This window comes from Eubacterium sp. BL-380-WT-2B (assembly GCF_009696115.1).
Lineage (GTDB): Bacteria > Bacillota > Clostridia > Eubacteriales > Eubacteriaceae > Eubacterium > Eubacterium callanderi.
The window spans coordinates 156,252-180,108 of sequence record NZ_VUMP01000009.1 but is presented as its reverse complement, the minus strand read 5'-3'; the positions used below and the strand labels follow the sequence as shown (position 1 = coordinate 180,108).

24 protein-coding genes, 1 tRNA gene and 1 riboswitch are annotated in these 23,857 nt (G+C 46.1%); of the genes, 20 read left to right on the top strand and 5 right to left on the bottom strand.

The features are described from left to right. Positions 1 to 28: 28 nt before the first annotated feature. Genes FYJ53_RS18215 through FYJ53_RS18205 form a run of 3 tightly spaced genes read left to right on the top strand, consistent with a single transcriptional unit; the run spans position 29 to position 4,548 of the window. Positions 29 to 1,555 carry an FGGY-family carbohydrate kinase gene (locus FYJ53_RS18215; protein WP_154557584.1) on the top strand — a complete coding sequence of 509 codons (1,527 nt, stop codon included), beginning with the start codon at positions 29 to 31 and terminating at the stop codon, positions 1,553 to 1,555. A 39-nt stretch (positions 1,556 to 1,594) separates the two neighbouring features. After that, positions 1,595 to 3,022, top strand: a complete 1,428-nt coding sequence (locus FYJ53_RS18210) for an FAD-binding oxidoreductase (RefSeq protein WP_154557583.1) — start codon at positions 1,595 to 1,597, stop codon at positions 3,020 to 3,022. A 41-nt stretch (positions 3,023 to 3,063) separates the two neighbouring features. Then, positions 3,064 to 4,548 carry a glycerol kinase GlpK gene (locus FYJ53_RS18205; protein ID WP_148430607.1) on the top strand — a complete coding sequence of 495 codons (1,485 nt, stop codon included), beginning with the start codon at positions 3,064 to 3,066 and terminating at the stop codon, positions 4,546 to 4,548. A 114-nt stretch (positions 4,549 to 4,662) separates the two neighbouring features. On the opposite strand, the gene FYJ53_RS18200 is transcribed toward FYJ53_RS18205, so the two are convergent. The 3 genes from FYJ53_RS18200 to FYJ53_RS18190 are packed head-to-tail and all read right to left on the bottom strand — an operon-like array spanning position 4,663 to position 7,067. Then, positions 4,663 to 5,397: an ABC transporter permease gene (locus tag FYJ53_RS18200; RefSeq protein ID WP_154557582.1), complete on the bottom strand. Its 735-nt coding sequence runs from the start codon at positions 5,395 to 5,397 to the stop codon at positions 4,663 to 4,665. A gap of 12 nt (positions 5,398 to 5,409) precedes the next feature. Beyond that, positions 5,410 to 6,159, bottom strand: a complete 750-nt coding sequence (locus FYJ53_RS18195) for an ABC transporter permease (protein WP_148430609.1) — start codon at positions 6,157 to 6,159, stop codon at positions 5,410 to 5,412. Then, positions 6,159 to 7,067, bottom strand: coding sequence for an ABC transporter ATP-binding protein (locus tag FYJ53_RS18190; protein WP_154557581.1), 909 nt, complete (start codon positions 7,065 to 7,067; stop codon positions 6,159 to 6,161). Before FYJ53_RS18190 ends, FYJ53_RS18195 begins: the two co-directional genes overlap by 1 nt. 153 nt (positions 7,068 to 7,220) lie before the next feature. On the opposite strand from FYJ53_RS18190, the gene FYJ53_RS18185 reads away from it, so the two are divergent. Next, on the top strand, positions 7,221 to 7,916 hold the full coding sequence (locus tag FYJ53_RS18185) for a response regulator transcription factor (RefSeq protein WP_154557580.1): 696 nt from the start codon (positions 7,221 to 7,223) through the stop codon (positions 7,914 to 7,916). Positions 7,917 to 7,928: 12 nt separating this feature from the next. After that, a complete protein-coding gene (locus FYJ53_RS18180) occupies positions 7,929 to 9,368 on the top strand; it encodes a sensor histidine kinase KdpD (protein WP_154557579.1) in 1,440 nt (479 codons plus the stop codon). A gap of 55 nt (positions 9,369 to 9,423) precedes the next feature. On the opposite strand, the gene FYJ53_RS18175 is transcribed toward FYJ53_RS18180, so the two are convergent. Continuing rightward, positions 9,424 to 9,822 carry a secondary thiamine-phosphate synthase enzyme YjbQ gene (locus FYJ53_RS18175; protein ID WP_148430615.1) on the bottom strand — a complete coding sequence of 133 codons (399 nt, stop codon included), beginning with the start codon at positions 9,820 to 9,822 and terminating at the stop codon, positions 9,424 to 9,426. A gap of 193 nt (positions 9,823 to 10,015) precedes the next feature. Here FYJ53_RS18175 and FYJ53_RS18170 point away from each other — a divergent pair. The 14 genes from FYJ53_RS18170 to FYJ53_RS18110 all read left to right on the top strand — a co-directional run bounded on the left by FYJ53_RS18170 (position 10,016) and on the right by FYJ53_RS18110 (position 22,625). Next, positions 10,016 to 10,104: transfer RNA gene (locus FYJ53_RS18170), tRNA-Ser, on the top strand. Positions 10,105 to 10,188: 84 nt separating this feature from the next. After that, entirely contained in the window at positions 10,189 to 11,238 is a 1,050-nt protein-coding gene (locus FYJ53_RS18165) for a response regulator (RefSeq protein ID WP_154557578.1), read from the top strand. A 217-nt stretch (positions 11,239 to 11,455) separates the two neighbouring features. Next, positions 11,456 to 12,874, top strand: a complete 1,419-nt coding sequence (locus FYJ53_RS18160) for a C69 family dipeptidase (protein ID WP_154557577.1) — start codon at positions 11,456 to 11,458, stop codon at positions 12,872 to 12,874. Between the two features lie 80 nt (positions 12,875 to 12,954). Beyond that, on the top strand, positions 12,955 to 14,190 hold the full coding sequence (locus FYJ53_RS18155) for a glycerate kinase (protein ID WP_154557576.1): 1,236 nt from the start codon (positions 12,955 to 12,957) through the stop codon (positions 14,188 to 14,190). A gap of 151 nt (positions 14,191 to 14,341) precedes the next feature. Further along, a complete protein-coding gene (locus tag FYJ53_RS18150) occupies positions 14,342 to 16,270 on the top strand; it encodes an ABC transporter substrate-binding protein (RefSeq protein ID WP_148430623.1) in 1,929 nt (642 codons plus the stop codon). A gap of 226 nt (positions 16,271 to 16,496) precedes the next feature. Further along, complete coding sequence (locus tag FYJ53_RS18145; RefSeq protein WP_148430625.1) at positions 16,497 to 16,865, top strand: DUF4180 domain-containing protein; 369 nt, start codon at positions 16,497 to 16,499, stop codon at positions 16,863 to 16,865. A gap of 47 nt (positions 16,866 to 16,912) precedes the next feature. Continuing rightward, positions 16,913 to 17,083, top strand: a complete 171-nt coding sequence (locus tag FYJ53_RS18140) for a DUF362 domain-containing protein (RefSeq protein ID WP_013380602.1) — start codon at positions 16,913 to 16,915, stop codon at positions 17,081 to 17,083. A gap of 209 nt (positions 17,084 to 17,292) precedes the next feature. Next, positions 17,293 to 17,700 carry a cupin domain-containing protein gene (locus FYJ53_RS18135; protein ID WP_148430627.1) on the top strand — a complete coding sequence of 136 codons (408 nt, stop codon included), beginning with the start codon at positions 17,293 to 17,295 and terminating at the stop codon, positions 17,698 to 17,700. Positions 17,701 to 17,853: 153 nt separating this feature from the next. Further along, positions 17,854 to 17,968, top strand: a riboswitch (FMN riboswitch). Between the two features lie 145 nt (positions 17,969 to 18,113). Beyond that, positions 18,114 to 19,217, top strand: a complete 1,104-nt coding sequence (gene ribD / locus FYJ53_RS18130; RefSeq protein ID WP_154557575.1) for a bifunctional diaminohydroxyphosphoribosylaminopyrimidine deaminase/5-amino-6-(5-phosphoribosylamino)uracil reductase RibD — start codon at positions 18,114 to 18,116, stop codon at positions 19,215 to 19,217. After that, entirely contained in the window at positions 19,199 to 19,837 is a 639-nt protein-coding gene (locus tag FYJ53_RS18125) for a riboflavin synthase (RefSeq protein WP_154557574.1), read from the top strand. The genes ribD and FYJ53_RS18125 overlap by 19 nt, the downstream gene beginning before the upstream one ends. A gap of 10 nt (positions 19,838 to 19,847) precedes the next feature. Next, on the top strand, positions 19,848 to 21,047 hold the full coding sequence (locus FYJ53_RS18120) for a bifunctional 3,4-dihydroxy-2-butanone-4-phosphate synthase/GTP cyclohydrolase II (RefSeq protein ID WP_154557573.1): 1,200 nt from the start codon (positions 19,848 to 19,850) through the stop codon (positions 21,045 to 21,047). Positions 21,048 to 21,065: 18 nt separating this feature from the next. Continuing rightward, complete coding sequence (ribE, locus tag FYJ53_RS18115; protein ID WP_154557572.1) at positions 21,066 to 21,533, top strand: 6,7-dimethyl-8-ribityllumazine synthase; 468 nt, start codon at positions 21,066 to 21,068, stop codon at positions 21,531 to 21,533. Between the two features lie 229 nt (positions 21,534 to 21,762). Beyond that, positions 21,763 to 21,921, top strand: coding sequence for a hypothetical protein (locus FYJ53_RS21240; RefSeq protein ID WP_013380595.1), 159 nt, complete (start codon positions 21,763 to 21,765; stop codon positions 21,919 to 21,921). 224 nt (positions 21,922 to 22,145) lie between these two features. Continuing rightward, the gene (locus FYJ53_RS18110) at positions 22,146 to 22,625 is read left to right on the top strand and encodes a DUF2798 domain-containing protein (RefSeq protein ID WP_013380594.1); all 480 of its coding nucleotides are present in this window, start codon (positions 22,146 to 22,148) and stop codon (positions 22,623 to 22,625) included. Between the two features lie 62 nt (positions 22,626 to 22,687). Here FYJ53_RS18110 and def read toward each other — a convergent pair whose 3' ends face one another. Continuing rightward, entirely contained in the window at positions 22,688 to 23,134 is a 447-nt protein-coding gene (gene def / locus FYJ53_RS18105; protein WP_148430639.1) for a peptide deformylase, read from the bottom strand. 140 nt (positions 23,135 to 23,274) lie between these two features. Between def and FYJ53_RS18100 the strand changes: the two genes are divergently transcribed. Next, positions 23,275 to 23,718 (top strand): GNAT family N-acetyltransferase, encoded by a 444-nt coding sequence (locus tag FYJ53_RS18100; RefSeq protein WP_013380592.1) that lies wholly within the window; start codon positions 23,275 to 23,277, stop codon positions 23,716 to 23,718. The last annotated feature ends 139 nt before the right edge of the window (positions 23,719 to 23,857 follow it).

Here is a 23,857-nt window from a genome sequence, read left to right as displayed (position 1 = left end):
ACACAAACGCAATGAGGGGTAAAGAGTAATGGATAAAAAATATGTGGTAGGTATTGACAGCGGCACACAGAGCACCAGAGTGATCATTTTTGATACCAGAGGCCAGAAGGTCTGTATGGGCACCGCCGCCCATCCGCCGTTGATTGCTGAAAAGGCAGGCTATGCAGTACATGACTATGACGATCTGTGGAACGGCCTCTGCCATGCCTGCGACGATTTGTTTTCAAAATTCAAGGGCGATGTTCATGAAATCGCTGCGATCGGCTTATCCGGGCAGCGGGGAACCACCTTTTTTGTCGGAGAGGATAACCGCCAGCTTTGCAGGCCCATCAGCTGGATGGATTTGCGGTGGCGTGAGAACGCCGGTCATTTGCCGCCGTCCACTGAAGAGATGGATCCCTGGTGTGATTATCTTAGAAATTATTCAAGAATGAACTGGATGAAAACGAATTCCCCAGTGCTTGCCGGAAAGATACACAAATATCTGACGGCTCCGGGCTACATGGGCTATCAGCTTTTTGGCGGCTATGTGGATACCCTGGCCAACAATCTGGGAATGCCTGTAGACCGGGAGCAGTGGGCGCTTTATGAGGATGATGAGGTTTTTGAAAAGATGGGGCTGAAGCGCAGCCAGCTGGCGCGCTTTGTGGAGCCTGGGCAGGTGATGGGTCACATCACAGCGGAAGCGGCGGCGCTTACAGGATTTCCAGAGGGCTGCCCGGTGGTGGCCTGTGCGGGTGATAAGCAGTGTGAGGTTTTAGGATCTGGCTCCATCAGTGACGGGCAGGCATACATTACGCTGGGAACCCTGAGCGGCCTGGACATCGTGGGAGAAAAATATATCCCAGATGCTTACAAAAAGCTGAAGCACCGCACTTATCTGGCGTCTGTTCCAGGTACATGGCATGCCGAGGCGGCAATATCAAAGGGGTTTTGGCTGGTGTCATGGTTTAGGGACAATCTGGCAGAAGGGCTTGACGCCAAGGCAGAGAAGCTAGGGATGACCACTGAAGCCTACCTTGACAGGGAGGCGGAGAGCATTCCGGCAGGCAGCGAGGGGCTGGTGACGATTCCAGACTGGAAATCCAACTGGGATAAGCCTGCTGCCAAGGGCATGTTTATTGGTTTTGACCACCGCCATAAAAGAGCCCACATGTTCCGATCACTGATCGAAGGCATTGTGATGCAGCTTAAAGTCAGCACAGATGAAATGTGCGGCATCATTAGAAAATCCATCACAGAGCTTCGCGTGGGCGGTGGTGGGAGCAAGAGCGTCACAGCCGTTCAGACCATTGCGGATGTATTCAATATCCCGGTTAAAAAATCTGTCGAAACTGAAACCTGTTCTTTAGGCTGTGCTATCTGCGCGGCGGTGGGCGCAGGGATCTTTCCGGATTTTCAGCAGGCTGTCGAAGCCATGGGGCAGCAGACAGAAACCTATACCCCGATCGCAGAGCACCATGCCATATACCAGAAGCTGATGGACCGCGTGTTCAGCCAGTGCTACACCATTAATGAAGATTTATTGAAGGAAATCGCTGAAATAACGGCTTAGCCGTTTTAAATAAAATACACAACAGATTGGAGAAAGCGCATGAAACAGGAAGAGTTGATTTTAGGTCTTAAAAAGGTGGTCGGTGACGACCGGGTAATCACAGACGATGCCAGTATTGAAGTGGCATCCAGAGATTATATTGGTTTTCGACGTTATCACAGGTCAGATGGAAAAATATGGGTACCAAAGGCCGCCTGTGTTGTAAAACCCGCTGACACCCAGCAGGCTTCAGAAGTATTAAAATTTTTAAATGCAAACAAGGCCGATGTAGTTCCCAGAACCGGCGGTTCCAGCGTTACCATGGGCTTGGAGCCCGTAGAGGGCGGTGTGATTTTAGATGGCTCAGATATGAATGAGATTATTGAGATTGACGAGGAAAACCGGATTGTAACCGCCAAGTGCGGCACACCTCTGGAATACCTTGAAGAGGTGCTGAACAAAAAGGGTTTCACCACCGGGCACTATCCGCAGTCCCTGCCCCTTGCCAGCCTGGGCGGTCTGGTGGCAACTCGGAGCATCGGCCAGTTTTCAACCCTTTACGGCGGTATTGAGGATGTGATCGTCGGGCTGGAAGCGGTGCTGGCAGACGGCACTATTGTCCGTATAAAAAATGTGCCGAGACGCTCTACCGGGCCAGATCTCAGACATCTGTTTATTGGCAGTGAGGGGATGCTGGGCTTTGTGACAGAGGTTTCCTTAAAGCTGTATCCCTACAAGCCGGAGAATAGATGGATGCATGCTTATGGGGTTATCGGCATGAAGCGGGGACTTGATTTTATCCGGGAAGTTATGATTGCAGGCTACAAGCCGGCAGTGGTGCGCCTTCATGACAAATATGAGGTAGCGGAACGCATGGGAGCACCCGCTCCAGAGGGTTATGCCATGCTTCTCTTTATCGCGGAGGGACCGGCGGAAATCGCGAGGGTTACAGGCGAAGTCATTGAAAAACTGGCAGGCGAATACGAGCTGTTAGACTTGGGTACCAAGCCTGTAGAGGTCTGGCTGGAAACACGAAACGATTCCTGCCCGAACATTGACAAGCCCATCAATTACAATAAGGGGCTGGTTTCAGACACCACTGAAATAGCAGCCAACTGGTCTGAAATCGGGGACATCTATGAAGCGATGATCGAGAGAATTCAGAATGAAATCAGCAATATTTCCTTTGTCGGCGCACATTCCTCACACAGCTACCTCACAGGGACAAATATTTATTGCCGGTTTAATTTCTTAGCAGATAAGGGGGTCGATGCCGTACAGAAAGATTACATGGATCTGGTGAGCATTATTATGGAAGAAACACTGAAGCGGGGCGGAAGCATCGCACATCATCACGGCTCTGGAAAATACCGGACAAAATGGATGCCGCAGGAACATGGCTCATCCTATGAATTGATGTATCGCCTCAAGGATGCACTTGATCCAAACCACATTATGAATAAGGGCGTTTTGTTAGTCGAAAGATAATTTTAGGGGTAAAATTAAATATTTATATGAGGAGAGATAAAATGGGGAAATATGTATTAGTAATTGATGAAGGCACTACTGGCACCCGGGCTTTGATTTTTGATTCGGATTTCAACATTGCCGCTCAGGCCTATCAGGAATTTACGCAGTATACACCGCAGGAAAACATGGTTGAGCATGACGCCATGGAAATCTATGCCAAGAGTGTGGGTGTCTGCCGCGAGGCCATCGAGAAGGCAGGACTCAGCAGTGATGATATTGCCTGTATGGGCATTACCAATCAGCGGAATACCTGCGTTATCTGGGATAAAAACACCGGTGAACCACTGTACAATGCCATTGTATGGCAGGACAGCCGAACCGGACAGGCCGTAGACGCCATTAAGCAGACCGAATGGGCGGAAAAGATTTTACAGGAGACCGGTAAGGTGATCGCGCCGCACAACAATGCCCTGATTATCAAATGGTATATGGACAATGTGCCGGAAATCAAAGAAAAAATTGATAGAGGTGAGGCACTGTACGGAACCATGGATACATGGATGATCTGGAAGCTGTCAGGTGGAAAGATCCATGCGGTTTCCTGCTCTAACGCCTCCAGCAGTGGCTGTATTGATCTTAGAACCGGTGAATGGCACAAAGAGTTTCTGGATTACGTCGGTGTCCCGATGGATATTTTTCCAGTTATTCAGTCAGAATCCTCCGATTATGGAACCACCGATCTTTTTGGCAGCGCAATCCCGATTACCGGGGCGGTTGCAGATCAGCAGTCCGCATTGTTTGCCCAGGGCTGCCTTGAGCCCGGGACCATGAAATGTACCAATGGTACCGGCAGCTTTATGGATATCAACATTGGCTCAAAATTTAATATTGCCTCAGGCGGCGTGGATAATCTGATCGCCTGGAAGCTTGGCGACACCATTACCTATGCAGTTGAAGGCTTTGTGTCTGTTACCGGCTCAGCAGTTCAGTGGCTGCGTGACGGCCTGAAAATTATTCGGAAATCCTCAGATATTGAGGCTTTGGCGGCTTCTGTTCCAGATACCAACGGCGTTTACTTTGTACCGGCTTTGGTAGGACTGACCACACCACATAACGATCCCTTTGCCCGAGGTATGCTCATTGGCATTACCCGCGGAACCACAGAAGCCCATATCGCCCGCGCAACCCTTGAATGTATCGCCTTTGGCATCAAGGATATTCTGGATGTAGTAGAACGGGAATGCAATGTAAAAATTGAGGAAATCAAGATTGACGGCGGCGCTTCTGAAAACAATCTGCTGGTTCAGATGCTGGCAGATTACTGTGACGCAAGGGTCTCACGGCCTGATACACTGGAAGCCACCAGTCTTGGAGCAGCACTGATGGCAGCGCTGTACGTGAACATGATCGGTCTGGAGGATGTCAAAAATGTATTGAACACAGACCAGGTCTTTGAGCCCCAAATTGATCCTGTGCTTCGTGACACCCGCAGCCTGGAGTGGAAAGAAGCCGTAAAACGTTCGCTGAATTGGATTAGACACTAACACTTAACCCCTGTTAGTATTTTATAAAAAAGGTTTCTGCTGATTAATCGCCGGCAGAAACCTTTTTTAAATTGTTATGCCCAGGACATGATACGCCGTTTCGACGTATCATGTCTATGATGTGGCGGTGTCCCGCTTTGTAAGACGACGGAGTGCCAGCCCTGTGAAAACAAGGATATACACAGCGCAGAGGATAAAAAACAAAATATGCTCAAGCGGGCTGAGCGCTGCCTGGTTCAGCGCGCCAAAGCCCTTGACCAGCAGGGAAGTAGGATACAGCATCCACAGGCCAGAGACGCAGAGCCCCAACCCCAGCACACAGGTGCCAAGACAGATGCCGATGGGCAGAGCAAAGCTTTTAACGATCATGGATAAATAAAGCTGAACAGCCGCTACTGCGATGGAGGCTGCAAGGCCGCAAAGGCTGAAATTTAAAATATCCAGTGGAAAGCCGCCTTTAACACCGAGAAGCAGTCCGGCTGTCAGATAGAGTATTACCAGAAAAGACTGGACAATCAGGCTGATTATGGAAATGATAATAAGCTTTGACAGAATAACAGCTCCCTGTCGGACAGGATAGGTCATCATCATGTTCCAGTTATGATTGCTTTTTTCAAGCCGCATGGTGTACGCACAGCAGATGGAAATAATGATTGGATAAAAGAAATAACCATAAAACAGAGCGACCTGTGTCCAGAGGCTGTACCATCCGTTGACGAGCTCGTGGGGATTAGCGACAAAGTTGCCGCTGCCAAGCAGAACACTGATCAGGGGCAGAAGGATTACAGGTAAAGCGATTTTTGAGCCCTTAAGCTTCAGGATTTCAGCCAAAACAGCATTTTTAAACATAACAGACTCCTTTCAAAATTCTTTTTTGCAGGTGTAGTAACGTCCGGCAAAATAAAGGATAATGCCCAGAAAAAGCGCGACGGCAAAGGGCCAGACAGGCACTGCTGTCAGCAGGATTTCCCCGGAGGGATACGCCATGACAGCCGGGGATAAATCCAAATAGTAGCAGGATAAAACCAGATGCCTCAGGGCGGATGGGAGAAGGCTTCCCATGATTCCCAGAAAGCCGGAAACAATGCCTGCAACCATCACGATAAGCTGGTTTTTAAAATACAGTGCGATCGCCTGGAAAAGGGCGAGCAAAGCTGCGTTAACCAGAGCTGTCCCCACAAGGGCGGTCAGAAAGGCTGTGACTGGAAAGGAAGCTGAGAAATCCTTGAGGAAAAAGCCATAGACGATCAGGCTGCCAAAGGTGATGAGTGAGGATATAAAGAGCAGCAGGTTGCTGGCAGTAAATTTGGCAAGGTAAAGGCGGCTTCTGGTCTCAGAGGTGGTCTCCAGCCATTTCAGAGTATTACCCCTATGCTCAATATCGCATATGCGGCTGCTGAGCACTGCAGCGGCAATGGGAAAGAAAATCACCTGCATGGAGGTAAAGGTCATGAGCAAGGATTCCCAGGGAAAATCAAGCATTCGTCCTCTCGATAAATATTGATCTGTAGCGGCAATGACCCAGACGGCCTGGATCAGCAGAATGATTGTGGTTGTCAGAAAAACCCTGCGGCGTTTCAGCTTGTAAAATTCCAGTTTTAAATAGGTCATTATAACGCGCCTCCTTTACCGGTAAGCTTCAGGAAAATATCCTCGAGGCTCAGTGCATGCTCCTCAATACGGTAGACATCAATCCCATTTTCAATGAGCAGGCGGTTGATCTGCGCGGTCATTTTATCATCAATATCATGGACAAGAACAGTGTCATCTTCTATTTGTGGCTTCATACGGTGCAGAAGCGCTTCTGTACCGACCGGGTTGCTGGTTTTAAAAGCTATACTGGCGCTGCTGTATGCGTGCAGAGATTTCAGACTGCCCTGAAAGATAAGTTCTCCATGATTGATAATGCCGCAGGTGGTGGCCATCTGGTCGATTTCACTGAGCAGATGGCTTGAAATCATTACAGTAATGCCGTACTTTGAGGGAAGAGATTTGATCAATTCGCGGATTTCCTCGATTCCAGCAGGGTCAAGGCCGTTGGTAGGCTCATCGAGGATCAGAAGCTTCGGGAAGCCTGCGATGGCCATGGCGATACCAAGGCGCTGCTTCATGCCAAAGGAGAACTGGCTGACTTTTTTGTCCAGCTGGTTGTCAAGCCGCACGATACGCAGGGCCTCAAGAGCGTCTTTTTCAGAAATATTTGAGAGCTTCTGCAAAATATACATGTTTTCTCGGGCGGTCAGATGGCCGTAGTAGGACGGAGATTCAATGAGCGATCCAGTATGCTTTAAAATATCCAGGCGGTTCTCTGCTGTGAAGGGTTTGCCGAAAACTATAATATCGCCAGAGGTGGGATGCGCCAGGCCCAGAAGCATCTTCATGGTAGTGGACTTTCCGGCGCCGTTTGGACCCAGAAAGCCATAAACCTCTCCCTCACGCACTTGGAGGCTTAAATGCTTAACGCGATAGATTGAATCGTATTCCTTGCAAAGCATTTTTGTTTCAACAATATTATTCATTTTTCTGTACTCCTTTTTCTAAGATGTTTATAGCTTACCACCGCCACTTCACAAATGCTTTACAGCCACTCTACTTTTAGTCTACTTTTTTATCTGTAGCGCCGGAAGGCGCTTAGAATGTGGTATAATCCCTTTAGAACAGGAGGTAAAATTATGGATTACATTAAAGATAAAGGCATTCTTCTGGTCGACGATGAACCAGAGCTTTTAAAGCTGGTGCATAAGATACTCGAAAATGAAGGATTTGCGAAGGTTTATACAGCGTCGAGCATGGCCGAGGGAATAACCGTTTTTCTGGAAAAAGCTCCGGATATGGCCGTGCTTGATGTGATGCTGCAAGATGGTGAAGGTTTTGAGCTGCTAAAATTCATCCGTGGATCCTCGGATATCCCGGTGCTTTTTTTATCAGCCAGAGGCAATGCCGACGACCGGTTCACCGGCTTTGGTCTGGGAGCGGATGATTATATTATCAAGCCCTTTCTGCCCCAGGAGCTTGTGTTCAGGATCACAGCTATTTTAAAACGTGCCTACAAAAACGAAGCGCCGACCTTTATCCTGGCTGACGCCACAGTAGATCTGGACCGCGCTGAGATTATCAGGGGAGAGGAGATTCTTCCCCTTACGGCCAAAGAGCATGCCATTCTTCAAAAGCTCTATGAAAATGCAGGGAAAATTGTAACCATTGGCGCCCTCTGCGATTTTGTATGGGAGGGCGACAGTTATGGCTATGAAAAACCGCTCATGGCTCATATCGGTCGTATTCGCGAAAAAATCGAGACTGACCCCAGCCATCCAAAGTCTCTTATTACAGTCAAAGGGCTTGGCTATAAGCTGCTCGTAAGTAAATAGAGGAGCAATATCATGTTTAAGCATATCCGGTTTTTTTTCAGACGCTATATGGTTTTGATCATGCTTTCCATTGTTGTGCTCTTTATCCTCAATCTGTATTTGGGCTATGCGGTCGCAGTCCATCCGGTAACTGGAAATCTGAAGGAGTCGCCAGGCGCGATTATCGAAAAGGTATCCGATGGCCTGCTGAAAAGCGAAAGTGGTACACCTGAGCTTTCGGAGGAGGGAAAAACCCTGCTTGCAGAGAGCGGCGCTTGGGCCATACTCATTGACAATGCAACCAGTGATGTTATCTGGAGTGACCACGCGCCGCCGGAAATACCCAGCCATTTCACACCAACAGATATTGCCGGTTTTTCGCGCTATTACCTGAAAGACTACCCGGCCTTTACCTGGGAAAATCCCAATGGCTTGTTGGTTTTGGGCTTTCCAAAGGACAGCTACATGCGTCTCGGGGACAAGTATTACAGCATACCAGTGCTTCAAAAGACCATTACCCAGGCTCTGCCCCTTATGCTGGCGCTCAATCTGCTGGTGATCATGGTGATTTATATCATCAGCGGAACCCTGATGATGCGCCCTGTCAAAAATATAGTGGCAGGATTAGAGGCACTTTCAAGAGATCGTCCGGTTAAGCTCAAAGAAAAAGGAGCATTCTCAGAGCTGTTCGCGAGCATTAATCAGACCTCGGCCATATTGTCAGAAAAAAATGAAGCCCTTAAAAAAAAGGACAGCGCCCGCGCAAACTGGATTGCCGGTGTATCCCATGATATCCGAACACCGTTGTCCATTATCCTTGGCTACGCCGAAGGCCTTAAGACAAGGGATGATACCGAAACCCGGCAGGCAGGGGAAACCATCAGCCATCAAACCCTGCGTATCCGTTCACTGGTCAATGATTTGAATCTGGCGTCAAAGCTGGAATATGAAATGCAGCCCCTGTGCCTTGAGTCCATAGATGTTATGGAGTGCCTGCGCCAGGTTATCAGCGACACTTTAAACAATGGTCTTCCAGAGCAGTATACCATTGATTTTGTTTACAGTGACGGCTACGGCGGATGTCTGGTAAAGGGGGATGACAGACTCTTTGAGAGGGCCCTGGTCAATCTGATACAAAACAGCATCCGGCATAACCCGGATGGCTGTGATATTCTGGTAAAGCTTGAAAAAAGAGGGGAGAAGCTGGAGCTGTTAATATCGGATAACGGGATTGGGGCCGGGCCCGAAAAGCTTGAGCAAATCCGAAACGCCACTCATTATATCCAAAACGAGCAGGAGAACGCTGTGCAGAATCACGGCCTTGGCCTTTTCATTGTAAAAAAGGTGGTGGGCGTTATGGCTGGCAAAATAACTTTTGAGAGCCAGAAAAACAAGTACTTTTCTGTCAAAATTGTTCTGCCAGTATTGCTCACTGCGCAGGAAAAAGATGCTAATTTACCGCGGGAGGAATAGCGTGTACTAAAAAACGAACGCTGGTACAGCGCAGGGCTGCTCAGCGTTCGTCTCATTATTTTTCTTCTGTGATCCGTACATAAAAATGGCGGTTTCGGGGGCCATCAAACTCACAGAAATAAATGTCCTGCCAGGTTCCCAGCAGTAAACTGCCGCCCACCAGCATAATTGTCTCGCTTACACCAAGTGTGCTTGATTTTAAGTGGGCAGTGCTGTTGCCCTCCGCGTGCTGGTATTTGGGAAGATCGGGATAGGTATGGCGCAGTCCGATAAGCATATCATGAACCACATCCGGGTCGGCGTTTTCATTGATGGTAATGGCGGCTGTGGTATGTGGCGCAAAGACTGTAACCGTGCCATCCTTAATACCACTTTTTTGGACGGCCTCCCAAACCTGAGGCGTAATATCGTGCATATTTTCACGGTCTGTTTTTAGCTTAAATTCATAGAGCATTGTCAGGAACCTTCTTTCATTTTAATTATCCATTCATTCTTCTGGATTTATATTTTGCTGAAATAAAATAATTTTTTAATATTATACAATGTATTCTTGAAAATTATCTTTAAAAGGACGCATGCTTTTTCAGGAAAAAAGAATTGACATCTTGGATAAAGTGGATTAGGATATTATAAGATAAATATTGTTTGGAGAAGTATCGAAGTGGTCATAACGAGCCGCACTCGAAATGCGGTTGCCTTCCGGGGCACGTGGGTTCGAATCCCACCTTCTCCGCCATAAACTGCCTGAAATCAATGATTGAGGGCTTTTTTGTTTTCGCGTGACGGCAGGGGTCCTGATGCTATGAAGAGGTAAATAAGAATGTACAACATATTAGTCGTTGATGACAGAGAAGTTTTTCGAAGAAAGCTGAAGCGTATGCCCTATTGGGAGAAATGTAATGGAAAATTCAGGATCAGCGGCGAGGCTTCAAACGGCCTTGAAGCTCTTGAGCTTCTCAGAAAACAGAAAATCGAGCTGGTTCTCACAGACATCCGGATGCCGTTGGTTGACGGGATTTCACTGCTTAAGCAGATCAAGCAGGGGAATCTTTGCAGATGTGTTATTCTGCTGAGTGAATATGCTGAATTTTCATATGCAAAAGAAGGGATTTTAAATGGTGCCTTTGATTACATTGTCAAGCCCATTGATAACACTAAGGTGGAGGATTCTTTTGAGCGAGCTTACACCTTCCTCAGCAGTATCAGCGAAACGGCGCCCTCCAGTGTACGCTATATCGATGCCCTGGCAGAATATATCCTGAGCGGAAATCTGGATGACACCATGGTTTATGCGCGGCATGTTGATGATGAACTGGAAAAGGACACGCAGAGCAGAGAGGCGCGGGCTATCTGTATGAACGATCTGCTTAAAAAGCTCGAGGAGTCTCTTCTCAGCATAAAGCCTTATTTGAAAAAATATTTTATGATGAAGGATTTGTTTCATATCGACCTTCACGAACGAACAAATGAAACAGAAGCGTTTACCTTTGCAGAATGGATTTCCCGGATATTTAAAGAATTGAAGCCTTTTATCCCAAAAATCGACAACCGAATGGTCAGGGAAATGTGTGAGCTGGCACTTGAACAGCCAGAGGAAAAGTATAGCCTTGCTGGCTTGGCCAACACTTATTTTGTCAACCAGAAATATCTGGGAAGCTTATTTAAACAGGAAATGAAGGTCAGCTTTTCACAGTATCTGACATTTTTAAAAATGCGGCGCGCAGAAATACTGCTGTTGGATAAATGCTTGAAAATATATGAAATAGCTGAAGTACTGGGTTACGAGGATGTAGAGTACTTCAGCCGTATTTTTAAAAATACGACAGGCTGGTCGCCAAGTAGTTACAGAGAGAATCTGCTCAGAAAATAGGCAGCTTTAATCGCGTTGTTATGGCGTGAGCACGTCCGGCTTATTTCTGAAAAAAAGACAGGTTTTTCATGGAATAATTTCCAGAGTATGTCCTCCTCCTGTCTTTTTGAAATAATCCTTTGCCCAAATTGCATTCACTTTTGATAACCTTTCCAGTATCATTTAACCATAAGAAGTACACTGGTTATTAAGTTTTATTTTTCAGGAGGTAATTAAAATGTGTGATACTTTTGTAGCGTTGTCTGACGTTTCGGCATTGAATTCCGTGATTCTGGCAAAAAATAGTGATCGCCCGGCTTTTGACTGTCAGCCGATGGCTTATCATGAAGCAAAAACATTTGGTGACGGAGAAAAACTGCAGCTTGCGTACGTGTCGATTGATCAGGCTGGAGAACGGTATCGGACCTTTGGGTCATCACCTTACTGGTGTTGGGGATATGAAGAGGGCATGAATGAGTTTGGTGTGACCATTGGCAATGAAGCGGTTTATACAAAGGATTTAACCGAAAATGCAGAATCCGAGGAATCAGGAAAGCCGGTCGATAAGGGAGTTCTGGGTATGGAGCTTATCCGGTTAGGACTGGAACGGGGTAAAACCGCAGAAGAAGCCCTGGATGTTATGACAAAACTGGTTGAAGCGTATGGGCAGTGGGGCTCTGGCGTGCCGATGTCGGACACAGTTTCGGGCTCTTATAATAATTCTTATATTATCGCAGATAAAAAAGAGGCCTACATTCTTGAAACCGCTGGTAACCGTTGGGCTGTACGTAAAGTTGAAAAAGGCTATGCTGCCATTTCAAATGAGGTCAGTATCCGCACAGATATGACAAGTGGCTGCAGTGATCTTATTGACCACGCGATTAAAAAGGGCTGGTGTCCAGAGGAAAAACGGGATGCTTTTGATTTTGCAAAGGCATATATTAATCAGAACAACCCACGCCAGCTTTCTCATATCCGCGTTCAGCGTGCCCGGCAATTACTTTCACAGGCAGCAGGACGTGATGAAAAAATTGGTGTTACAGATATGAAACGTATTCTGCGCGACCACTATGAGGACACCTTTTTAGAAGGCCCATATTTCAATGCGTCGTCACCGGATTTTCTTACGATCTGTATGCACGATTCTCCGGCAGGATTCACCTGGGGAAATACTGCCTCTTCGATGGTGGCGGTTTTACCCGATAATGACCGGAAGCTGCCTGTTATGTGGTGGGCGCCAGTGGTTCCATGCTGCAGCATTTATATCCCATTGTTTATTGACGCCAGAGGCCTGCCGGAATATTTACAGAAGGCAGGAACCTTTGGAAAAACCATGTGTGCGCCGTCAGAGGTTGACTGTGAAGACACCTATAAAGAAGGTTCATTCTGGTGGGATATGCGTTCGCTGATGGATGAAATCAACGGCAACGCAGATGGAGACACCTATGAACAGCGCCACGCGATTGTAAGAAGTTTATTTGATGAGCTGGAAAACAGATGGCTGGCCGAGGTCGACGCTGTTGAGATGAGAGCAGCGGCATTGAAAAATGATGGAAAAGTGCAGGAAGCGGCAGATATCCTTTATGCTTATACCGAAAAATGTGTTGGGGAAGCGCAGGAAGCTATTGAGCGTGCTAAAAAGATGTTCCGCGTTTGAGAACAGATTCTAAGATCTGTGCAATAGCAGGATAAGCATAGCGATCCGGAAATATCCAAAATGAAAACAGAGGTAATAAAATGTCAAGTATCAGAGAAGACGCAGATTATATTATAAAAAAATCAATTGACGCCGTTTTGCCGGATGAGGCGGTCAAAAGGGCTCTTGAAAACAAAAATTTTGGAAATGGCCGGGTGCGGCTGGTAGCGGTAGGCAAGGCGGCGTGGCAGATGGCGCAGGCGGCAGATAAGGTGTTTGGAAAACGCATTGAGTCTGGCGTGATCGTGACAAAATACGGCTATAATAAAGGCCCTGTCGCCAATTATACCTGCATTGAGGCGGGACATCCTGTCCCGGATGAGAATTCTTTTAAAGCTACACAGGCAGCCCTAGCGCTGGTCAAGGGTTTAAGTCAGGATGACACCGTTCTCTTCTTACTCTCGGGAGGCGGATCGGCGTTGTTCGAGGACCCAGTGATTCCGGGAAAAGAACTGACCAATCTGACAGAACAGCTGCTGGCCAGCGGTGCGGATATCGTTGAGATGAACACGCTTCGCAAGCGTATGAGCAGGGTGAAGGGCGGGCGATTCGCCCTCGCCTGTAAGCCTGCCCAGGTATATTGTATTGTCCTGAGTGATATTGTGGGTGATCCGCTGGATATGATTGCCAGCGGACCAGCTTACCCGGATTCCTCAACAGCTGATGACGCTAAGCACGTGGCACGGAAATATGGGTTGAAGCTTTCATCAGCTGCATGGGATGCCTTGGAACGGGAGACACCAAAGCAGCTTGACAATGTTGAGACAGTGATAACCGGAAGTGTGCGTGAGCTCTGTACAGCGGCCAGAAACGCTGTAGAAGAGTGCGGCTATAAAACCGAGCTCTTAACGGATCACCTCGATTGTGTCGCGCGGGAGGCTGGAACACTGCTGGGAGATATCGCCCTGACGCATCAGGAGACAACAAAAAGCTGTGCCTGGATCGCTGGTGGAGAGACAGTGGTCCAGCTGACCGGAAAAGGAAAAGGAGGCCGCAACCAGGAGATTGCTCTGGCGGCAGCTGATAAGATTTCAGATTGCCATGATACGGCTGTTTTCAGCGTCGGCTCTGACGGTACGGATGGGCCGACAGACGCCGCAGGCGGTTTTGTGGATGAAAACACAAAATCAGCATTATCGGAATTAGGAATTTCGATATTTGATACCCTTCAGGAGAACGATGCTTACAATGCCCTTAAGGCCTGTGATGGCCTGATCATGACCGGAGCGACAGGTACGAATGTCAATGATGTTGCGATGGTTTTGGTAAAACGTTAAGATAAGCTGTTGCCTGGAAGCATGAAGCGTGATAAAGTATCATCAGGACTTAACAGCCTGAAGAAGCAGTGCCGGTGTTGAGCCGGCACTTTTTTGTTCGTATTTGGTCGGTTTATTTGTGCAATTAACAAAGTATATGGAGATACAAGCCATGGAAGATAAAAAACAAATGGAAGAAAAAACGGCTGAGCAGCTCAATTCTTTTATCTATACCGTTGCCCACGAATTGAAAACACCAGCCCGTGAAATCAGCCTGTATGCGGAGTTTATTGAAGAGGACAACAGAGACAGGCTGGCGCCGCAGTCTATTGAGGACCTTCACGCCATTCGCAGAACCTGTGAGAGAATGACCGATATGGTGAAACGGCTGATGGAGTACTCTAAAGCGGATCTTAAAAATATTGATCGGATACGCATTAATACACAACTGCTCATCCACCAGTGCTTTGAGGAATTGATGCGGGCAGAGCCGAAACGGAAGGTTATCCTAAGTATGGAGGATTTGCCCGAGATTACAGGTGATATGTTTCTGATCAAGCTGATGATCATGAATATTCTTTCAAATAGTATTAAGTTTACAAGAAGCAGAAAAAAAGCGCAGATCAAGGTTTTTGCCACAGTACGTGATGGCAGTGTGGCGTTTCATTTTCGCGATAACGGTATTGGTTTTGATATGAACTATGCGGATCGCGTCTTTGAAGCATTTGAACGGCTTGAGAGCAATGAAGCCTACGAGGGAAATGGTATCGGTCTGGCGACTGTTCGCAGGATTGCAGAGCGGTTTGATGGAAAGGCGTCGATTATGGGACAACCTGAAAAGGGCTGTGAGGTAACCATCTGCTTTCCAGAAAAAATGACTTATCTTGATATAAAAGTCAGAAAGGACAGCTCTGTGGTTAAAATTGGTATTATCGGAGATTTGACAGGCATCGCCTCAAAGGAAGAACGGAGCAAGCAGGCGGCCTACCAGCTGGCAGTAAAGGAGATTAATGAGGCAGGCGGTATCGATGGAAAACAGATTGAACTGCTGATCCGCGACGACCGTTCTCAGTCTGACCTGACAAACAGGGCGTCCTTTGAGCTCACTCAACAGGAGCATGTGGATGTTCTCATGGGGTCAACCCTGTCTCCCTCACGAGATATCATGCAGCGCTGTGCCCAGCAGACAAAGACGCTTTATCTCAACACCCAGCAGACCGAGGGCGGTGTTTCAGGGCACTATGTTTTCTGCTTATCGGCCATGCCGGAGCAGCAAATGGAAAAAATGCTGGCCTACCTTTTTAAAAAGTATGGTTCTAAATGTTATGTTGTGGCAGCAGATTATAATTATGGCATTCTGTCTGCTGAGTGGGTGAAATACCTTGTTCCCAAGCTGGGGGGAGAGGTCGTCGGTATTGAATATCTCGATGAAAAAATGATGGATTTCACATCAGTCATTGACCGCATTCTCCAGGTACAGACCGATGTTCTGTTTTCCATGTGCGTTTATCCAAATCAGGACCGCTTTTATCTCCAGTGGCATGAGCGCGGGCTGAACCATATTCCCAACGCAACCACACAGGTCGCAGCAGAGTATCCATTGAATGTTGAACTGAAAGCGCCAGTCCTTGAGAATATGTATGTGATGGCATCGTTCATTGAAGAGTTAAAAACCCCAAAAGCGCGGCAATATGTAAAGAAATTCCGCTCTGTCTACAACCATCAGAATGTACCATACATGAACATGGATACTGAAACCGCCTACACGGCCATGTATTTGTATAAACGGGCTGTGGAGATGGCAGGGACAACAGAAACCGAAGCGGTTATCTCAGCGCTTGAGAGCGGAAACGTGTTCTATGATGGTCCCGGCGGCCGTGTCACAGTCCGCGGGGAGGACCACCACACTATCCGAACCATGTCCTGCTTCCGCATTGATAAAGACCACCGTGCAGAGGAAATATTCCGAACAGGGCCTCAGCACTCCGATTATATCGAGTCTATGATCAAAAAGAACACTGGTGTGCAGGGAGGCATCAAATCATTGGGAATCAATGCAGAAAACCGCCAGTACAATATGCTTCTGGATAAGATCCGTTAGGCTGGCAGTGTGAGGTTATATCGGTATTTTTCTCTTGGCTTGAAGTGAACCCTCAGCGATATAATGACGAAAAGTTTTTCTTTTGAATTATGGAATTAAGTTCTATTATATAAAATGTCTTAATTAAAGCGGGACAGAGGCAGGCATTTGACAAAAACGAAAAATCATAGTATACTCTCTAGCTAGCTGGAATTTGTACTGCAAATTTAGTTTTAGGAGGAAATTTATGAAAATTGAAAAGATTATGACAGATGAAGCGAATATTGCAGTTGTTTCCAGTGAAGAGAGAATCATTGTAGATACGAACTCCGCACTTGATTTAATCATGACGGTACAATACGAAACCGGTGCGGACAGAATTGTGATTGATAAAGATGCTGTTTCAGAAGAATTTTTTATACTGAGTACAGGAATTGCCGGTGAGATCCTACAGAAATTTATGAATTATCGTATCAAAGCAGCGATATTTGGTGATTACTCAAAATATAAGAGTAAGCCTTTGCAAGATTTTATTTATGAAAGTAACCATGGCAAAAATTTCTTTTTCGTGGCAACGCGGGAAGAAGCCGTTGACCGGCTAAAGAAAAAATTATAGTATTAAGTGCGAATTCCAGATTTTTCAGATGACATAAGGAGTGGCTAATGGCGTATATTATTTCAGGCGAGTGTATAGCCTGCGGCGGATGTGTGACAGAGTGTCCGGTCGAGGCAATTTCAAAAGGGGATGACAGGTATATTATTAACGCAGATGAATGTGTAGACTGTGGTGTGTGCGAGGAAACCTGTCCTACTGGTGCGATTATATCTGAGTAGGAAGCATCATTGCGTTAAATAGTGTAATAAAAAATATTTGGACGTGTAGCTTTGATATACACGTTCTTTTTTTGTTTAAAATAAAAATGATAAACAGTATAAATATTTTCAATATAAGCTTGACTTGGAGTTCACTTCAAGTGTTAAAGTAATATACAGAGGCCTGAAAAAACAGGCTGACGTTAGAAATCATATAAGGAGGGTTAAAAATGAACAAAAATAATTATAAAAATCCGGGTGTTTTTCCAATTGGAGAAAAGAACGACACCTTTGCGGAATACTTTGTTGGCCAAAGTTATCTGAATATGCTGTCGACATCGGGCGTAGTGATTGGAAATGTTACCTTTGAGCCAGGCTGCAGAAACAACTGGCATATCCATCACAGGGGAGGACAGATTCTTCTGGTCACCGGCGGTAGAGGATGGTACCAGGCCTGGGGAGAACCCGCGCAGGAATTAAATCCAGGAGATGTCGTGAGTATTCCGCCAGAGGTTAAACACTGGCATGGAGCAGCAAAGGACAGCTGGTTTTCCCATTTAGCCGTTGAGGTTCCGGCAGAGGATGCGGCAAACGAATGGCTTGAGGCAGTAGAAGATGAAGAATACAAAAAGCTTTGAAGAAAAGAAACCGGGAGTGCGGTTGAAGACACCTCTTTGAGGTGTTTATTCTCGGATACAGAACATCCAGTAGTGACGATAAAAATTGATGGAACAGTAATCAAACTATTGACAGTCAAAATAAACCGTGCTATACTACAAAGCAATTGAATAAGCAATCTTCAGGGCAGGGTGTAATTCCCTACCGGTGGTACAGCCCACGAGCCGTAAGGCATGATTCGGTGAAACTCCGAAGCCGACAGTACAGTCTGGATGAAAGAAGATAAACGATGGTTATGTTTTATTTGCTCTGGAATGATTTTATCATTTCAGAGCTTTTTTAATTTTAAATATACCTTGAGTGCAGGAAACTGACATCAAATGCCTTGAATGATTTTATTCAAGGTATTTTTTCTTTTTAGGAGGTGTTATATTTGAACGACCAGGATTATATGCGGCTGGCTCTTGAGGAGGCTTGGAAGGGCTGTGGTTTTGTAAACCCCAATCCTATGGTGGGTGCAGTGATTGTAAAAAATGGCTGCGTCATTGGGAGAGGTGCTCATGAGCGCTATGGCGGCCCCCATGCAGAACGCAATGCCATTGCTCACTGCACTGAGGATTTACAGGACGCCACGCTTTATGTGACCCTTACCCCATGCTGCCATTTTGGGAAAACACCGCCCTGTACCGATGTTGTTTTGGAAAATGGCATCAGGCGTGTAGTGATCGGCTCTCATGACCCTAATCCTCTGGTGGCGGAAAAAAGTATAGAGATCCTTCGGCAGCATGGCGTTGAGGTAACGACCGGGATTTTACAGCAGGAATGTGACGCGCTGAATGACGCTTTTTTCCATTTTATCAGAACACATAGGCCCTACGTTGTCATGAAATACGCAATGACCATAGACGGGAAGGCTGCAACTGCTTCTGGAAAATCGAAATGGATCACTGGTGAGTTGGCAAGAGAGAGAGTCCATCTGGACCGCAAGCGTTACGCGGCTGTTCTGACAGGTATTGGAACAGTTCTGGCAGACGACCCGCTGCTCACCTGCCGTATACCGAGAGGGCGGGACCCTGTCCGCATTGTCTGTGACACAAAGCTGCGCATCCCGTTGACAGCGCAGATAGTAAAGACGGCGGAGAAAACAAGGACCATTATTGTGACAGGCAGTGGTGATGATAAAAAACGATCGCTTCTTAAACAGGCAGGCTGTGAAATACTCACAGTGACAGTTGAAAACGGCAGAATTGATTTGAAAGCCCTGATGAAACAGCTCGGTAAAATGGCTATTGACAGCATTTTGATGGAGGGAGGGCCACAGATGAACAGTGCAGCCTTAGAAAGTGGGATCGTCAATAAAATACAGGCCTATGTTGCCCCAAAATTATTTGGAGGACAGCAGGCAAAAACGCCAGTTGGAGGAACAGGTGTCGATTCACCAGAGAAAGCGTGGCGTTTATCCGCGCCAGTGATTACAAAGCTTGGGCAGGATATTCTTTTAGAGAGTGAGGTGGTTTCATGTTTACAGGAATTATAGAGGAAATGGGTACGGTTAAGTCCATCCGCCGGGGCGCGGCATCAAGCATACTGACGCTTGGAGCCACGACAGTTTTAGAGGATGCCCGAGAGGGCGACAGTATCGCGGTAAACGGCGTCTGTCTGACCATAACAGCTTTTTCGGATTCATACTTTACAGTAGACGTCATGCATGAGACGCTGAAGCGTTCCTCGCTCAGCAGCCTGCGTCCCGGAGATGCAGTTAATCTGGAACGCGCCATGCCCGCGGCGGGACGGTTTGGAGGTCATATTGTAGCGGGTCATATTGATGGTACCGGTAAGATAACAGCCGTCAAAAAGGATGATAATGCTATCTGGTATACCATTCAGGCCAGTAGTGATCTTTTGCGCTATATCGTTGAAAAAGGCTCCATCGCAGTGGACGGCATCAGCCTGACCGTTGCGGGCATAACTGGGAATCAGTTCAGTGTCTCGGTCATCCCACACACCGTAAAAAATACCACATTATCTCAAAAAGGCGCTGGAGATTGCGTGAACCTCGAGAATGACTGTATCGGAAAATATGTTGAAAAGCTACTGGGCACAGCGCCCCAACAGAGCGGCATTACAAAAGATTTTATAATGAAATTCGGCTATTAGGAGGCAGAAAATGATTGAATTTAATACGGTTGAAGAGGCGTTGGAGGATCTGCGCCAGGGCAAAATTATCTTAGTGACAGACGATGAGGACAGAGAAAATGAAGGGGATTTTGTATGTGCCGCAGAATTTGCGACAACAGAGAATGTCAATTTTATGGCAGTGCACGGTAAAGGGCTGATCTGTATGCCAATGGGGATTGAACTGTGTAAAAAACTTCAGTTTCCACAGATGGTTTCTGACAATTCGGACAATCATGAAACCGCCTTTACAGTATCCATTGACCATATTAATACGACCACAGGTATCTCAGCTGAAGAGCGGGGGCTTACCGCGCGTCGATGTGTGTGCGATGAAGCAAAGCCTGAGGATTTTCGAAGGCCAGGGCATATGTTCCCGCTCATGGCAAAGAAAAACGGTGTGCTGGAGCGAAACGGACATACAGAGGCCACCGTTGATTTAATGCACCTGGCAGGACTGAAGGAATGCGGACTCTGCTGTGAAATCATGAAAGATGACGGCTCTATGATGCGCACAAAAGACCTGGCTGAGCTGGCTGGGAAGTGGCATATGAAGTTCATAACCATCAAAGCCCTTCAGGCTTATCGAAAAAAACATGACCGGCTGGTAGAGTGTGTCACTTCCACCAATATGCCCACAAAATATGGCAACTTTAAGGCCTTTGGATATGTGAACAGAATGAATGGTGAGCATCACATCGCTCTGGTTAAGGGCGATATCGGAGATGGTAGAGCGCTTCTGTGCCGCGTGCACTCTGAATGCCTGACAGGGGACGCCTTTGGATCAATACGCTGTGACTGTGGGCAGCAATTTGCGGCAGCCATGACGCAGATCGAAAAAGAAGGACGCGGTATTCTGCTCTATATGAGACAGGAGGGAAGAGGCATTGGCCTGATCAATAAGTTAAAGGCCTATGAGCTGCAGGACCGCGGAATGGATACCCTTGAAGCCAATCTGGCCCTGGGATTTGCCGGTGATATGCGGGAGTATTTTATCGGGGCACAGATCCTGCGTGACCTGGGCGCAAAAACCTTACGGCTTTTGACCAACAATCCGGATAAAATCTATCAGCTTTCAGATTTTGGCATGGATATTATCGAACGTGTACCAATCCAGATCGCCGCTACAGATTATGATTTGCGTTACTTAAAAACCAAGCAGACGAAAATGGGACATTTATTAAATTATTAAACAAAAAGGAGAGAAATAATGAATGTATTTGAAGGAAAATTAGTATCAAAAGAAATTAAGGTGGGCATTGTAGCATCACGTTTTAATGAGTTTATAACATCGAAGCTTCTGTCAGGCACACTGGACGGGCTAAAGCGGCATGAGGTTCAGGATGAGGACATTGATGTTGCCTGGGTGCCGGGTGCATTTGAAATTCCGCTCATTGCGTCTAAAATGGCAGGCTGCGGTAAGTACGATGCGGTAATCTGTGTGGGCTCTGTTATCAGAGGCAGTACCTCCCACTATGACTATGTCTGTAATGAGGTATCCAAGGGAATCGCCCATGTATCTTTAAACAGTGAGATTCCTGTAATGTTTGGCGTGCTCACCACTGAAAATATTGAGCAGGCCATTGAACGGGCCGGTACAAAGGCTGGAAATAAGGGCTTTGACTGTGCCATTGGCGCCATCGAGATGGTCAATTTGATTCACGAAATTGAAAACTGAAGCCCCACTGCTTATCTTTGATTATGATGGCACTCTGCATGACAGTATTCATATCTATGCCCCAGCATTTCGGAGAAGATTTGTAAATGGCTTTATGGCTCTTTATACAATCATAAAAAAAGATAATAAGCCTTTGGATTTAACCTGAAAATTAAGATATTCAAATTGATGTGCATTTTCAACCGGGAATCTGTTATAATAAAAATCTAAGAAAGAAGGAATGTTATTTATGAGAAATGCACAAGAGTATAAAGGTTATTATTTGGATATTTTTTACACCGATGGATTAGTTAACGGAATTATCCAGCAGACTGAAGAAGAACTCCAGGGGCTTACCATTGAAGAGGTCATAAGTGAGTTTAAAAAGAAAGTAAACATGATTAGCTGATGCAGGGCTGAAAATTTACAAAAAGATATCCATTACATAAAAAAACTTATTACATCACATTGTTTTTTGTGTTAGTATGATCTTGTAAAACAATTGAATAAGAGTTAAAACTTTTTGGTATTTAATTGGAAACGACACATCTGTAAAATTGACAGATGACAACGAACAACACAGATGTCGTTTTTAAACTCTTTTTTCGTTTTGTCAGAAAAGGAGAAATTTAAATGCCAAAAACAAAATTACAGAACATTATTTTCACACTTTTAATGGCCCTGGTCATGGTCTATGCCATGATCTGTTACAATATTGCCCTGGATAAGGGCGGTCTGAGCAACGAGGTATTTCTGCTCGCTTTTCACGAGCTGGTCATCATGTGGCCCGTTGCGGTGATTCTTGAGTTGTTTGTGGTTGAAAAACTGGCGCAGAAACTGGCCTTTCGGATTATATCCCCTGAATCCGCTGAACCGATCTTCGTGATTCTCGCCATATCGTCAATGACTGTTTGCCTGATGTGCCCAATGATGAGCCTAATTGCAACTGTTTTGTTCAAGAATCCCGGAAGTGAAATCATTGCTGCATGGTTTCAGACAACAGTCATGAATTTTCCAATGGCACTGTTCTGGCAAATCTTTTTTGCGGGGCCCTGTGTGCGTTTCGTTTTTAGAATGCTGTTCAGAAAACAGCTGGCTGAAGAATTTGAATAAGCAATTATCTGAGCATCGGCAGGCCAAGAGGCCTTCACGGTGCTCTTTTTTATAGATGTTGCTTAATAGGGGAGAGCCCGCTCGATAAACACAATTCCCTGCAAATGGTCGATCTCATGGCAAAGACATTTTGCCATTTCACCGCTGACATCTAAATAAATTACGACGCCATTTTCATCCAGCGCCCGTACCCTAACAGCCCTGGGCCGCAGTGTCCTTATGTGTCGGCCAGGGAAACTCAGGCAAGATTCCATGCATTCTCGTGATCCCTCCGTGTCCAGAATTTCAGGGTTCACGAGCTTCAGGTGGTAGCCTGCATAATCAATTACGACAAGCTGGAGAAGGATACCAACCTGGTTAGCGGCTAAGGCGGCAGCGCCAGGTGTAAGCTGCAGAGTGTTCATCATGGCGTTCAGCAGACTGCGGATCGAGTCATCGACCACCTGAACGCTCTGGCATTTTTGTTTTAAAACAGGGTCATCGTTATAGTGAAGCGGAAGTTTTGGCATGGTCGGTCCCCTTTAACCGTTATTCTGAAAATATTGTATAATGAGGAATCAATGCTGTCAATGCTTTCTTTTTGGGGTGATAAAAAGGAAAAGTATGCTATAATAAGTTTAAAAATGAAAGCCTTTGGGAGGAAAGAATTTTGCATTACCGAAAAGCGACAATTGAGGATATTGACCTCTTATGTGAAATCCGAAAAACACAGTTAATTCATGAGGGACTGAACCCTGTATTCAGCATTGATGACGAACTTCAGGTTTTTTTCAGAAAGAGCTTTGAGAACAATACACTGATCGAGATACTGGCAGTGGAGGATGGAAAAATTATCGCTACAGGCGCGGTTATTTTTTATGTTTATCCGCCGAGCTATTCAAATAAGACAGGAATGTCTGCCTATATTACGAACATGTTTACAGAACCCGCATACCGGGGTCAGGGAATTGCCACGAAAATATTAGATATGTTGGTAAAGGAAGTGAAAAGCAGCGGTGTTACCATAATACGCCTTCGAGCGTCAAAATTTGGGATGCCCGTCTACAAAAAATATGGTTTTGTCGAGGAATCAGACTGGCTGTGTATCAAGTGAACAAAACCATACTTGATTTTTACAGAAAAAAAACGATAGAATGAAGTTACCGAGTAACAAGTGCGTGAATTCATAGTTGAATTTATGCATTTGCTACATGTTAAGGGTATTTTTAAGTGTTAAGGGTAAGAATCTATAA

Bases quoted from the DNA above. Each gene is read 5' to 3' on its own strand.
- FYJ53_RS18215 (WP_154557584.1), top strand. From the start codon at position 29: ATGGATAAAAAATATGTGGTAGGTATTGACAGCGGCACACAGAGCACC.
- FYJ53_RS18210 (WP_154557583.1), top strand. From the start codon at position 1,595: ATGAAACAGGAAGAGTTGATTTTAGGTCTTAAAAAGGTGGTCGGTGAC.
- FYJ53_RS18205 (WP_148430607.1), top strand. From the start codon at position 3,064: ATGGGGAAATATGTATTAGTAATTGATGAAGGCACTACTGGCACCCGG.
- FYJ53_RS18200 (WP_154557582.1), bottom strand. From the start codon at position 5,397: ATGTTTAAAAATGCTGTTTTGGCTGAAATCCTGAAGCTTAAGGGCTCA.
- FYJ53_RS18195 (WP_148430609.1), bottom strand. From the start codon at position 6,159: ATGACCTATTTAAAACTGGAATTTTACAAGCTGAAACGCCGCAGGGTT.
- FYJ53_RS18190 (WP_154557581.1), bottom strand. From the start codon at position 7,067: ATGAATAATATTGTTGAAACAAAAATGCTTTGCAAGGAATACGATTCA.
- FYJ53_RS18185 (WP_154557580.1), top strand. From the start codon at position 7,221: ATGGATTACATTAAAGATAAAGGCATTCTTCTGGTCGACGATGAACCA.
- FYJ53_RS18180 (WP_154557579.1), top strand. From the start codon at position 7,929: ATGTTTAAGCATATCCGGTTTTTTTTCAGACGCTATATGGTTTTGATC.
- FYJ53_RS18175 (WP_148430615.1), bottom strand. From the start codon at position 9,822: ATGCTCTATGAATTTAAGCTAAAAACAGACCGTGAAAATATGCACGAT.
- FYJ53_RS18165 (WP_154557578.1), top strand. From the start codon at position 10,189: ATGTACAACATATTAGTCGTTGATGACAGAGAAGTTTTTCGAAGAAAG.
- FYJ53_RS18160 (WP_154557577.1), top strand. From the start codon at position 11,456: ATGTGTGATACTTTTGTAGCGTTGTCTGACGTTTCGGCATTGAATTCC.
- FYJ53_RS18155 (WP_154557576.1), top strand. From the start codon at position 12,955: ATGTCAAGTATCAGAGAAGACGCAGATTATATTATAAAAAAATCAATT.
- FYJ53_RS18150 (WP_148430623.1), top strand. From the start codon at position 14,342: ATGGAAGATAAAAAACAAATGGAAGAAAAAACGGCTGAGCAGCTCAAT.
- FYJ53_RS18145 (WP_148430625.1), top strand. From the start codon at position 16,497: ATGAAAATTGAAAAGATTATGACAGATGAAGCGAATATTGCAGTTGTT.
- FYJ53_RS18140 (WP_013380602.1), top strand. From the start codon at position 16,913: ATGGCGTATATTATTTCAGGCGAGTGTATAGCCTGCGGCGGATGTGTG.
- FYJ53_RS18135 (WP_148430627.1), top strand. From the start codon at position 17,293: ATGAACAAAAATAATTATAAAAATCCGGGTGTTTTTCCAATTGGAGAA.
- FYJ53_RS18125 (WP_154557574.1), top strand. From the start codon at position 19,199: ATGTTTACAGGAATTATAGAGGAAATGGGTACGGTTAAGTCCATCCGC.
- FYJ53_RS18120 (WP_154557573.1), top strand. From the start codon at position 19,848: ATGATTGAATTTAATACGGTTGAAGAGGCGTTGGAGGATCTGCGCCAG.
- ribE (WP_154557572.1), top strand. From the start codon at position 21,066: ATGAATGTATTTGAAGGAAAATTAGTATCAAAAGAAATTAAGGTGGGC.
- FYJ53_RS21240 (WP_013380595.1), top strand. From the start codon at position 21,763: ATGAGAAATGCACAAGAGTATAAAGGTTATTATTTGGATATTTTTTAC.
- FYJ53_RS18110 (WP_013380594.1), top strand. From the start codon at position 22,146: ATGCCAAAAACAAAATTACAGAACATTATTTTCACACTTTTAATGGCC.
- def (WP_148430639.1), bottom strand. From the start codon at position 23,134: ATGCCAAAACTTCCGCTTCACTATAACGATGACCCTGTTTTAAAACAA.